Annotated in this window: 11 protein-coding genes; 7 read left to right on the plus strand and 4 right to left on the minus strand. The window is 59.4% G+C overall.

The annotated features are described in order from the left end of the window. From TL5118_RS21525 to urtE, 6 genes are all read left to right on the plus strand, one after another. The coding region (locus TL5118_RS21525; protein WP_207383444.1) for a hypothetical protein at positions 1–273 on the plus strand (273 nt) is incomplete at its 5' end. A 409-nt stretch (positions 274–682) separates the two neighbouring features. Continuing rightward, positions 683–1,963 carry an urea ABC transporter substrate-binding protein gene (urtA, locus tag TL5118_RS08090; protein WP_058243829.1) on the plus strand — a complete coding sequence of 427 codons (1,281 nt, stop codon included), beginning with the start codon at positions 683–685 and terminating at the stop codon, positions 1,961–1,963. An 84-nt stretch (positions 1,964–2,047) separates the two neighbouring features. Then, complete coding sequence (gene urtB, locus TL5118_RS08095; RefSeq protein ID WP_058243731.1) at positions 2,048–4,012, plus strand: urea ABC transporter permease subunit UrtB; 1,965 nt, start codon at positions 2,048–2,050, stop codon at positions 4,010–4,012. Between the two features lie 82 nt (positions 4,013–4,094). Further along, positions 4,095–5,276, plus strand: a complete 1,182-nt coding sequence (urtC, locus tag TL5118_RS08100; RefSeq protein ID WP_058243732.1) for an urea ABC transporter permease subunit UrtC — start codon at positions 4,095–4,097, stop codon at positions 5,274–5,276. Then, a complete protein-coding gene (gene urtD, locus TL5118_RS08105; RefSeq protein ID WP_058243733.1) occupies positions 5,273–6,013 on the plus strand; it encodes an urea ABC transporter ATP-binding protein UrtD in 741 nt (246 codons plus the stop codon). The genes urtC and urtD overlap by 4 nt, the downstream gene beginning before the upstream one ends. A gap of 2 nt (positions 6,014–6,015) precedes the next feature. Further along, complete coding sequence (gene urtE / locus TL5118_RS08110; protein ID WP_058243734.1) at positions 6,016–6,711, plus strand: urea ABC transporter ATP-binding subunit UrtE; 696 nt, start codon at positions 6,016–6,018, stop codon at positions 6,709–6,711. Positions 6,712–6,767: 56 nt separating this feature from the next. On the opposite strand, the gene TL5118_RS08115 is transcribed toward urtE, so the two are convergent. The 4 genes from TL5118_RS08115 to TL5118_RS08130 all read right to left on the minus strand — a co-directional run bounded on the left by TL5118_RS08115 (position 6,768) and on the right by TL5118_RS08130 (position 11,035). After that, positions 6,768–7,586 (minus strand): ATP-binding cassette domain-containing protein, encoded by an 819-nt coding sequence (locus TL5118_RS08115; protein ID WP_058243735.1) that lies wholly within the window; start codon positions 7,584–7,586, stop codon positions 6,768–6,770. Position 7,587: 1 nt separating this feature from the next. After that, positions 7,588–8,712, minus strand: a complete 1,125-nt coding sequence (locus TL5118_RS08120) for an ABC transporter permease (protein ID WP_058243736.1) — start codon at positions 8,710–8,712, stop codon at positions 7,588–7,590. An 83-nt stretch (positions 8,713–8,795) separates the two neighbouring features. Continuing rightward, positions 8,796–9,746, minus strand: a complete 951-nt coding sequence (locus TL5118_RS08125) for a sugar ABC transporter substrate-binding protein (protein ID WP_058243737.1) — start codon at positions 9,744–9,746, stop codon at positions 8,796–8,798. A 170-nt stretch (positions 9,747–9,916) separates the two neighbouring features. Then, on the minus strand, positions 9,917–11,035 hold the full coding sequence (locus TL5118_RS08130; protein ID WP_242601756.1) for a Gfo/Idh/MocA family protein: 1,119 nt from the start codon (positions 11,033–11,035) through the stop codon (positions 9,917–9,919). A gap of 132 nt (positions 11,036–11,167) precedes the next feature. On the opposite strand from TL5118_RS08130, the gene TL5118_RS08135 reads away from it, so the two are divergent. After that, a complete protein-coding gene (locus TL5118_RS08135) occupies positions 11,168–12,010 on the plus strand; it encodes a 5-deoxy-glucuronate isomerase (protein WP_058243739.1) in 843 nt (280 codons plus the stop codon). Positions 12,011–12,136 lie beyond the last annotated feature (126 nt).

Consider the following 12,136-nt stretch of genomic DNA (forward strand, 5'->3'; position numbering starts at 1 on the left):
CACAAAAATCACAAAAAAGATCAAAAAATAAATGAATTCAATAACATAGAAGGAGAAAGAAAGAGCGGGAATGGCCTAGGACTCATCAAGCCAATGGCAAACATCACGAATCCATCTGCTGCTGTGCAGAATCTCTGGCGACTCTGCCCCAGACTCGGGACCAGATTCCCCTATCGGGCGCCTTTCCTGCCCGGAATCGGCGCGACTCATGCCGTCGTTTCGGCGACTCAGCTCCCCTCCTTCCCGCTATTACCAGTTGATATGAGCCCCTGATCCTACCTACAGCCCGTTAAAGCCCCCTTAATCCCCGCAAAGAACGCGTGTTTTGCGGGCAATTCCCCAAAATCCGCGCCAGAAGCCTTCGCTTCACTGCCGCATTTTGCGTCACTCCACAGGCAAATCGCTGAAAAATGCATCGCGGCCCCGTGTTTTCCGCAATTCAGCCACCAACGAACTGCCCAAAAGCTCAGCAACAGGTTTGGCTGAGCCCACCTGCGGGGATGTCGACGGGGAAACGTTGGAAACGCAGGTGTGTGACGGCCAATCGAATTGGAAGCTCGCAAAAGCCGCCACACGGATCGCAACAACAGTTGCGGGGTCAGGTAAGGCCAAGCCCCCCTCGGACGCAAGCCCCGAGGGACGTCGGGCCCGGTCAAACACGCGCGCCCCGCTGGAGGTTTACATGAAACTCTTGAAATCCACCCTCGCCGGTTCGCTGGTCTTTGCATCGCTGACCGCTTCGGCCATGGCCGCAGAAGACACCATTAAAGTGGGCGTGCTGCATTCGCTGTCGGGCACCATGGCCATTTCGGAAACCACGTTGAAAGACACCATGCTGATGCTGATCGATCAGCAGAACGCCAAAGGGGGCCTTTTGGGCAAGCAGCTGGAAGCGGTTGTGGTTGACCCGGCATCGGACTGGCCGCTGTTTGCGGAGAAGGCCCGTGAGCTGCTGACCGTGCATGAGGTTGACGTGATCTTCGGCAACTGGACCTCGGTGAGCCGTAAATCCGTGCTGCCGGTGATCGAAGAGCTGAACGGCCTGCTGTTCTACCCGGTTCAGTATGAGGGCGAAGAAAGCTCCAAGAACGTGTTCTACACCGGCGCCGCCCCGAACCAGCAGGCGATCCCGGCCACCGACTACTTCCTGGATGAACTGGGTGTTGAGAAATTTGCGCTTCTGGGGACCGACTATGTCTATCCCCGCACCACCAACAACATTCTGGAAAGCTACCTGAAGGGCAAAGGCATCGCCGACAGCGACATCTTTGTGAACTACACCCCCTTCGGTCATTCCGACTGGTCCAAGATTGTGGCGGACGTTGTGGCCCTGGGCGCGGACGGCAAGAAGGTCGGCGTGATCTCAACCATCAATGGCGACGCCAACATCGGCTTCTATAAAGAACTGGCCGCTGCCGGCATTTCCGCGGATGACATTCCGGTTGTTGCCTTCTCGGTTGGCGAAGAGGAACTGGCAGGTCTGGACACCTCAAACCTGGTGGGTCACCTGGCCGCCTGGAACTATTTCCAGTCGGCGGATGCTGAGGTGAACGCCTCCTTCGTGGAAACCTGGAAAGCCACCATGGGTGAAGAGCGTGTGACCAACGACCCGATGGAAGCCCACTACATCGGCTTTAACATGTGGGTGAACGCGGCCACCGCTGCGGGTTCGACCGATGTGGACGCCGTTCGTAGCGCCATGTACGGCCAGGAATTCCCGAACCTGACCGGCGGCACCGCGGTGATGCTGCCAAACCACCACTTGGCCAAGCCGGTGCTGATCGGTGAGATCCAGGAAGATGGCCAGTTCGACATCATCAGCCAGACCGCCGAAGTGCCAGGTGATGCCTGGACTGACTTCCTGCCGGAATCGGCTGTGCTGAAGTCGGATTGGAAGGACCTGGGCTGCGGTATGTACAACACCGAGACCAAGACCTGCGTTCAGACCCTGTCGAACTACTAAGACAGACGCGAAGCGGATCAACGGGAGGGGGCAAAAGTCCCCTCCCACACGACAGCCCGCACCCCAGACGGAAGTTCCCCCGACATGAGACATATATATGTGGCGATCTGGGCCTTCGCGGCCCTGCTGATCAGCTGTGTCAGCCTAAGCGCTGAAACCGCCGACCACCCCGCCATCCAGCCCCTGCTGCAGGAACATCAGGCGGTGATTGCAAAATCCTCACGCAAGACCATTGGACCGGCCATTGACGCGATTGCCGGCAGCGGCCTGCCACAGGCGCAAAAGGTGCTGCAGGTCTGGGCGGCCAAGAACATGTGGATGCGTAAATCGGACGGGGTCTTCTTTATCGGGGAGAAGGTTGAAGGAAAGACCTATCGCCTGACAGATTTTGACAGCGGCGCTGTGGTTGGGGAGTTTCAGAAAGGGGATCTGAAACAGCTAAAGCCCAACAGCGGCATTCGCGCCCTGATCGGCACAGCACTGGTACAGTTTCAGCTGAGCGATCCCGATCCCGTGGCCCGCGCAGATGCGCTGCAGTCTATTGCCCGCGATCCATCAGCGGATCAGCTGACGCCATTGCGCGGATCGATTGCCAGCGAGGCGGATCCAGCATTGAAGGCGCAAAAGCTACGGCTGGAACGGTTGCTGACCATCCGGTTTGGCGCCAGCGATGCAGAACGTATCAGCGCGATTGAGGATATGGCAGGCGATTTGGGCGTGGATCTGCGCGCCACGCTGAACCCGGTGCTTGCCACCACCCGCGAAGCAGCCACCACCCTGCCCAGCGCCAATATTGCTGGGGTCCTGATCCCCGGTGAAGGAATTTCGCGGGATGAGGCCTACGCCCTCCTCGTCGCCAATGATCTGGCGCCAGCGCAGATCAGCAGCGATGACATGCGCACTGCCTTGGCCGCACATATAGATGGCGGGCGGGTGGCAGATGTACCTGTGGCCCAGCTGAATGATCCCGCAATGCGCGCCCGTGCCTATGCCAGCCTAGCCGCTGAGGGCAAAGTGCCGCCATTGGTCAGCGACGCCGATGTTGCGGCCTCGCTCAGCGCCCATGTGTTTTATGACCGCTATCTGGATCCCGCCGCCCCGGTGACCGAAGCCGCCGCCAAGGCGCTGAAGGACATTGAGCTGAAGGTGGGCGTCAACCAAGCGCTGGATCTGGGGCTGGATGCGCTCTCGCTCGCGTCAATCTACTTCCTTGCGGCCATCGGATTGGCGATCACCTTTGGCGTGATGGGCGTTATCAACATGGCCCATGGTGAGTTTATCATGATGGGCGCCTACACTGGTTATGTGGTGCAGCAGTTTGTGCCCGATCACACCCTGTCGATCATCTTGGCCATTCCGCTGGCCTTTGCTGTGACCTTTGCCGCCGGTGTGGCGATGGAACGGTTGGTGATCCGCCACCTCTATTCCCGCCCGCTGGAAACCCTGCTGGCCACCTTCGGCATTTCCATTGCGCTGCAACAGCTGGCCAAGAACATCTTTGGCACGCAGGCCCGCCCGCTGACCGCCCCCGGCTGGCTGGATGGCGCTTGGGTAATGAACGATGTGGTGTCGATCAGCTACATCCGTATCGCGATCTTTGTGCTGGCGCTGATTTTCCTCTGCGTATTCCTGTTCATCATGAAACGCACCCGCCTTGGGTTGGACACCCGCGCGGTCACACAGAACCCGGGCATGGCAGCCCAGATGGGGATCAACCCCGGCCGGGTGAACATGCTGACTTTCGGCCTCGGCTCCGGCATTGCGGGCATCGCGGGGGTTGCGATCGGGTTGTTTGCCAAAGTCACCTCAGAACTGGGCAGCGATTACATCGTGCAAAGCTTCATGACCGTTGTGGTCGGCGGCGTTGGCAACATCTGGGGCACGCTGGCGGGCGCGGCGATGATCGGTTTCCTGCAGAAAGGGATCGAGTGGATGAACCCGTCAAACACATTGGCGGCACAGACCTACATGATCATCTTCATCATCATTTTCATTCAATTCCGGCCCCGGGGCATCATCGCCCTGAAAGGCCGCGCGGCGGGGGATTGATCGATGGACCTATTGACCAAGGACAGCCCCCGAACCGCACGGGTGCTTACTCTCACCACATTCACATCCGGAGGCCCCGCATATGCAGCGTAGTTTCATTGCACGGAACCCTTCGGTTCTGATCTTCCTCAGCCTCTTGGCGCTATTCACCCTGGTGGTCACCGTCCTAAGCGAAGGTGTGGGCTCTGGCCTGATCTCCACCTCCTTCATCAAGACATTGGGCAAAACGCTGTGCCTCTGCCTGATCGCCGTTGCGATGGATCTGATCTGGGGCTTTGCTGGCATCCTCAGCCTGGGTCATTTCGCCTTCTTCGGGCTGGGCGGTTACATGATCGGCATGTGGCTTATGTATGAGCGCACCCGCCTTATCGTGGTTGACTCCCTCAGCCAGACTGAAATACCGCCAACCGAGGCCGAAGTGGTGGATGCCATTGGCACGCAGATCTTCGGCGTTGTCGGTTCCTCTGAGTTTCCGCTGATCTGGGGGTTTGCCGACAGTCTGACATTGCAGCTGATGTTGGTCGTGCTGGTGCCGGGCCTTCTGGCGCTGGTGTTTGGTTGGCTGGCCTTTCGCAGCCGCGTCACTGGCGTCTACCTGTCGATCCTGACGCAAGCCATGACGCTGGCCCTCGCGCTCTACCTGTTCCAGAACGACAGCGGGCTGCGTGGCAACAACGGGCTGTCCGGATTGCAGAACCTGCCCGGTGTCACCGCCTCACAGGATCTGGTTTCACTCTGGTTCCTCTGGGCCTCAGCCTTTGCGCTTGGGGCGGGCTATCTGCTGGCAGCTTGGGTGGTCTCGGGCAAGTTCGGCTCGGTCATTCGTGGCATTCGGGACAATGAGGCGCGGGTGCGTTTTCTGGGGTATTCGGTGGAGGCCTATAAGCTGGCCATTTTCACCCTCACCGCCTGTATCGCCGCCATTGCCGGTGCGCTCTATTATCCGCAGGCGGGCATCATCAACCCGGCGGAAATTGCGCCGATCGCTTCGATCTATCTGGCGGTTTGGGTCGCCATCGGCGGACGTGGTCGGCTGTATGGCGCGGTTATTGGCGCCGCGTTTGTCAGCCTGCTCAGCACCTGGTTCACCGGTGGGCAGGCCCCGGATCTGCCGCTTGGGTTTTACACGGTCAAATGGGTCGACTGGTGGCTGGTGCTGCTAGGCCTGTCTTTTGTGGCCGTCACCCTCTTTGCGCCAAAAGGCATTGGCGGTCTGATCGATCTGATCGCCCAGCGCGCGAGTAAGAAGGAGACAGGCCAATGAGCATGCTTCTGGAGGTTTCCGGCGTCTCGGTCAGCTTTGATGGGTTCAAGGCGATCAACAACCTCAGCTTCAACATCGGATCGGCAGAGTTGCGGGCGATCATCGGCCCCAACGGGGCGGGCAAGACCACCTTCATGGATATTGTCACCGGCAAAACCCGCCCTGACGAAGGCCGGGTGATCTGGGGTGAAAAATCCGTGTCCCTGCTGAAAATGTCCGAGGCGCAGATCGCCCAATCCGGCGTGGGGCGCAAATTCCAGAAACCCACCGTGTTCGAAGACCAGACCGTGCAGGAAAACCTGCTGGTCGCGCTGAAGAAACCGCGCGGCTGGCTGGCGGTGCTGGGCTATCGCCCCACGGTGGAGGATCTGGGCCGTGTCGATGCCTTGGCCGAGGAGATTGGGCTAACCGATCAGCTGTCCCGTCTGGCGGGGGAGTTGAGCCACGGCCAGAAACAATGGCTGGAAATCGGCATGCTGCTGGCACAGGAGCCGCGCCTGTTGCTAGTGGATGAACCCGCCGCGGGCATGACGGTCACCGAACGCCAGCACACCACGGATATTCTGGTCGAAGCGGCCAAAACCCGCGCCGTGGTGGTGGTGGAACATGACATGGAATTTGTCCGCCGCCTCAACTGCAAGGTCACCGTGCTGCATGAAGGCAGCGTGCTGGCCGAAGGCTCTCTGGACCATGTGACCGCAAACCAAGACGTGATTGACGTCTATCTGGGACGTTAAAGATGCTGACACTTGAAAACCTGACCCTGCACTATGGCCATTCACAAATCCTGAACGATGTCTCGCTGGAGGCGCTGCAGGGTGAGGTCACTTGCCTGATGGGCACCAACGGTGTGGGCAAGACCAGCTTGATCAAAGCGATCTCAGGCACCCATCCCCGATCAGGGGGCGACATGGCACTGGCGGGCGAAGGGTTGCCCGTTCTGCCGCCCCATGCATTGGCCCGCAAAGGCATCGCCACGGTGCCACAGGGGCGCGATATCTTCCCGCTGCTGACGGTCACCGAAAACCTGGAAACCGGCTTTGCCTGCCTGCCGAAGGATCAGCATTTCATTCCAGATGAGATCTATGAACTGTTCCCGGTGCTGAAAAAGATGAGCAACCGGCGCGGCGGCGATCTGTCTGGCGGGCAGCAGCAACAGTTGGCAATTGCCCGCGCGCTGATCACCAAACCCAAGCTGCTGTTGCTGGATGAACCAACGGAGGGCATTCAGCCCAATATCATCCAGCAGATCGGTGAGGTGATCAAACTGCTGCGCGCACAGGGGAACATGGCGATTGTGCTGGTCGAGCAGTACTTTGATTTCGCCTATGATCTGGCGGATCGCTTCTATGTGCTGCGCCGGGGCGAAGTGATCCTGAACGGGCGCAAAGACGAGCTGAGCCGTGACGCAGTGCTGGCGGGCGTTTCCGTCTAACAGGAAAAGCCGCCCCGAATCAGGGGGCGGCTTTGTAACACCGTATTGGGGCTGCTTTAGACAGTGCCGCCAAGCGACCCTTCAAGCTGGGCCATTTCCTGACCACCCGCCATCAGATCCTGCAGCTCCTCGGCCGAGATTTCACCGCGTTTGGCGGTACCCAGCGTCTGACCGCGGTTCAACACGGTGAACCGATCGCCAACCGCCAGCGCATGGCGCACGTTATGGGTGATGAACACCACGGCGATGCCCTGCTTGCGCACCTTGTCGATGGTGGCCAGAACATTGGCGGTCTGACGCACCCCAAGGGCCGAGGTTGGTTCATCAAGGATCAGAACCTTGGCGCCAAAATGCACCGCACGGGCAATCGCCACGGTCTGACGTTCACCGCCCGACAAGGTGCCCACTGCCTGATCCGGGCCGCGCAGGTTGATGCCCATTTTTTTCATCTCGGCCATGGTGACCTGATTGGCCTTGTCATGATCAAAGAAGTTGAAGGGCCCGATCTTCTTCAGGGGTTCATTGCCCATGAAGAAGTTGCGGCTGACCGACATCAGCGGGATCATCGCCAGATGCTGGTGCACCGTGGCAATCCCCGCCGCAATAGCATCGCGGGGATCTTCGAACTTCAACGGCGCCCCTTCAAAGTAGATCTCCCCCGCGGTGGGTTTGTGCACCCCCGACATGGTTTTGATGAAGGTCGACTTGCCCGCGCCGTTGTCACCCAACAGGCAGTGGCATTCACCCGGATAGACATCCACCGACACACCCGCCAGCGCGATGACTGAGCCGAAGTGCTTTTCGATGTTCTTCATCTGGATGATCGGCGCGCTGGGGGCGGGATCACCGTGATGGAATTGGGTATCCTCAGTCATCTCAACGCTCCCCGGTGATCATGCGACGGATGTAGGTGTTCAGGATTACAGCCGCCAATAGGATCAGCCCCAGGAACACCCGGAACAGCGAGCTTTCGACCCCGGCAAAGAACAGACCCTGCTGCACCACACCAAAGATCAACGCGCCCAGCGCCGCACCGATGACGGATCCATATCCACCGGTCAGCAAAGCGCCCCCGATGACCACGGCAATGATCGCCTCAAACTCTTTCAGCAGACCACGGTCAGCCCCGGCCGAACCAAACTCCATCACCTGACAGGTGGCGAAAACGGTGGCGCAGAAGGCGGTGAACATGAACATCAGGATCTTGACCTTGTTCACCGGCACACCCGAGTTGCGCGCGGCCTCAGCATCGCCGCCTGCGGCGAAGATCCAGTTGCCGAATTTGGTCTTGGTCAACAGGACATGGCCAAACACGATCAGCGCCAGCGCCCAGACGATCAGCATCGGCACGCCATCCACAATCGGCTGACCAGCACGGGTGCCGCGCTCAAAGGTGGCGATGATGCCGGCGTCGCCCAGCCACTGGAACAGCCCGGTCAGGATTTTGCCGCCAAACAAGGCCGCCAGCCAGTCGCCCTCGGCCACGTCTTTGATGCCGCCGATGATGGTTTTGCGCTCAATGGTCTGCGGGAAGTAGATGGTGAAGCCGCGCAGAATAAACAGGAAGGCCAGCGTCACGATGAAGCTGGGCAATCCGGTGCGCACCACGATGAACCCGTTCACCGCGCCCAGCGCCGTACACAGAACAAAGGTCACGATGATGGCCATCCAGACAGGCCAACCCAGCGTGACCGAAAAGATGGCGATCATCATGCCGGCGAAACCGATCATGGAGCCAACAGACAGGTCAAATTCACCCGCGATCATCAGCAGACAGGCGCCGACGGCGATGATCATGAACTGGGCCGAGACCTGGCTCCAGTTCAGCACGCCCTGGGAATTGAACATGCCGCTGTCGAAGGCAAAAACCAGGAACAGGGCAAAGACGATGATGGTGCCGACGATGCCGCCCAATTCGGGTCGGATCATCGCTTCGCGGAAGCGAGAGCGCGACTTGATACGCTCATCCAGCTCCGGCGCAATATTCTGTGCGTCAGACATTGAGGCCTCTTAATCCAGTCATCCTTGGTCAGGATGGAAAAAGGGCGGCCAAAAACTTGCTTGGCCGCCCAAGGGGGGAGGAATTAGCGGTATTCGCCTGCGAAGGCTTCTACCTTCTCCAGACCATCAGCGGTTACGAAACCGGGGCCGGAGTTGATGTTGTTGCCGGGCAGAACGCCATAACGGTGGTAGTTGGCCAGAACAACAACCGGCAGGTAGGCCTGCAGGAAGGGCTGCTGGTCGATACCCCAGTTGATCACGCCGCCTTTGATGCCTTTGACGATCTCTTCGCCCAGGTCAAAAGTGCCGAAGTAGATGTCGCCGGCCAGGCCGTTTTCATCCAGCGCCAGCAGAGTCGGATCTGCCGAGGTCGGGCCGAGGGTCAGAACCGCATCGGTGGCCGGGTTGGCCGACAGATAGGCCTGCACCTTGTTTTTGATTTCGGCCGGGTCCTGACCGGAATCGATCATCTGGTTGCCCAGATCTACACCCAGACCATCTGCAAAACCCTGGCACCGCTCGGTCGAGGAGGGCGAGGAAATGTAGTGGTTCACACAGAGGAAGGAGGCAACGCCGTCGCCTTTGGCCTTCAGACCAGCCGCATAACCCGCGTCATATTCAGGCTGACCGACATACATCAGCGCGCCCACTTCGCGGGCCTGCTCGGGCGTGCCCGAGTTCATGATGATCACGTCAACGCCGCTGTCGACCGCTGCGCGGATCGGGCCGGACAGAACGTCATAGTCCGACAGTGTAGTGATGATGCCATCGGGGCCAGAGGCCGCAGCCTGTTCGATGATACGCGCCATGTCGGCCAGGTCGCCGGTCGGCGGGTTGCGATACTCAACCTCAACGCCCATCTGGTCACCGGCCAGCGCGATGCCGTTCTTGATGGTGTTCCACCAGCTGTCGCTGTCAGGGGCGTGGCTGACAAGAATGTATTTCTCGCCCTCAGCCGAAGCGGTGGTCGCAGCCATCAGGGGTGCGGCAACCAGCGCTGAGGCCAGCGCAAACTTTTTGATCAGTGAAGTCATGTGTTCCTCCCAGTTTCACTGTTGTGACTCATGGGCCGCCCTCCCCGGCTGCCCAATCGACTCAAATTAAACCATAGCCCGCACAAATTTGCAACCGGTTGCAAAAGAGATCGTAAAATGGCGTTGAATTGGCACTGTGCATTGTGTGTTTTCGCTTTGCTTCTGCAGGCTCAGAGGGCGGCCAGTGGCACCCATGTGCGCGCGGCGTCAGAGGCACGGATGGCCGCCACCACGCGATTCACCTCATGGCCATCGCGGAAGCTGGGCCAGATCGATGTGCCGCGATCAATCGCTGTCAGGAAGTCTTTGGCCTCGATCAGAATCTGATCCTGATAGCCAGTGCCATGCCCCGGCCCCTGACAGAAGGGTTCATAATCAGGATGCGCCGGGCCGGTCAGGATCTTGCGAAAGCCCTGCGTCGCCTCCGGCCCCTCACGCAGGTAGAGCCACAGTGCGTTCTGATCTTCCTGATCAAACCGTATCGCCCCTTTGGTGCCAGTGATTTCATAGGCGTAGCCCATTTTACGGCCCGTTGCGACGCGGCTGAAATACATCTGCCCCATCACCCCGTTTTCAAACCGGCACATCACCTGGGCATGGTCGTCATTGTCCACAACGCCCCCCGGCCGGTCACGATGCACGGTTTCCGCCATGCCCATGACCTCGGCAATAGGGCCCATCAGAGCAAGCGCGGCGTTGATCATATGCGGCGCCAGATCCCCCAAGGTGCCATTTGCGGCCCCAGAGGTGCGCCAAGTGGCCGGTGTGTCGGGATCTGCCAGAAAATCCTCGGTATGTTCGCCGCGGAACCAAGTCACCTCACCGATCGCGCCTTCGGCCAGTAGCTGACGGGCATATTGGCTGGCCGGGGTGCGGATATAGTTGAAGCCAACCATGTTCACCACACCTGCCGCCTCGGCCGTGGCGACCATGCTGGCGCTATCTTCCAGCGATGCGCCCAGGGGTTTTTCGCAAAACACCGGCTTGCCTAGGGCGATCGCCGCTTCGGCAATGGCGCGGTGATGGGCCTGCGGGGTGGCGATCACAACGGCCTCCACCGCCGGGTCTGCGACCAGCACGCGCCAATCCTCAGTGGCCCGGTTGAACCCAAACGCGTCGCGATACCCTGCGGCACTTTCGGGCGAGGAGGCGCAGATCATCTCCAACCGCGGGCGCAGCCGGGTGTTGAACACGGGACCAACAGCCGCCATCGCGACCGAATGGGCCTTGCCCATGTAGCCGCCGCCACAAATGCCGATGCCGATCTGGGTATTCGCGGATTGGGTCATGGCCCCACCTCCAAAACAGGACGCGTGCAAAATCATTTTGCAACCGGTTGCACATTTTGTATCTTCCGATTCGAAATCCGGCAAGAATGATTTTGCGCCACCCGTGCAGTTGCCCAGAGCGAGGAGCCCAGGATGCATATCCCACCCCATGACAACCAGAACCAAGCCATTGTGGATGTCGATCACCCGCTGGTGCCGCTGAACTACTTCAACATCGTCAAATTGCAGCGCGGTGAAAGCTTTGACAGCCAGGTCGCCGGCTATGAAACCTGCATTGTGCCCGCCACCGGCACCGTGGATGTCGACGTTGACGGCGCGCGCTATCCAGCCCTTGGCAATCGCGGCGTCGATGTCTGGGATGGGGAGCCTGAGGGCGTTTATGTGCCGGTTGGCGCCAAGGTGCGCCTGACCTGCGTCAGCGACAATGCCGAGGTGTTCATTGCCGGCGCCAAATACGACAAGGTGTTGGAACCCTTTGAGGTGCGCGGCGACGGCATCGATCTGGTGCAATACGGGTCGGATTACACCAAAACCCATCGCAAGATCAAACACATCCTTGGCGCCGAGCACCATGATAAGGTGGGCCGCCTGCTGGTCAGTGAACTGTTCACCGTCGGTCAGGGCGGCTGGTCCGGCTTTCCCAGCCACAAACATGACACCGACCGCCTGCCCGAAGAAACCCGGCACGATGAAACCTACAACTTCCGCTTCCGGCCCAACTACGGCTCGGGCATGCAGATGCTGCAGCGCGAGGACAACAAACCGGGCGATGCCTACCATGTGATGGATGGCTCCACGATGCTGATCGACAAGGGCTATCACCCCTGCGCGGTGCTGCCGGGCTATGAGATGTACTATTTCACCATTCTGGGCGGCGAGAGCCAGCGCAGCCTGAAACAGTACTTCCAACCCACCCATGAGGAACAGCTGCACACGATTCCCGGCATCATGGATATGGTGGCCAAGTTCAAATAGGCGGAACGCCATCTGAATCACAAAAACTAACGATTTAACTCAACGCGTTACGCCCCGGGCGTGGCGCGTTTTATTTTGTCATCATTGACAATATACCTCAAATAATTAATTGTCACTTATGGCAAT

It is taken from the genome of Thalassovita autumnalis (assembly GCF_001458255.1).
Classification (GTDB): domain Bacteria; phylum Pseudomonadota; class Alphaproteobacteria; order Rhodobacterales; family Rhodobacteraceae; genus Thalassobius; species Thalassobius autumnalis.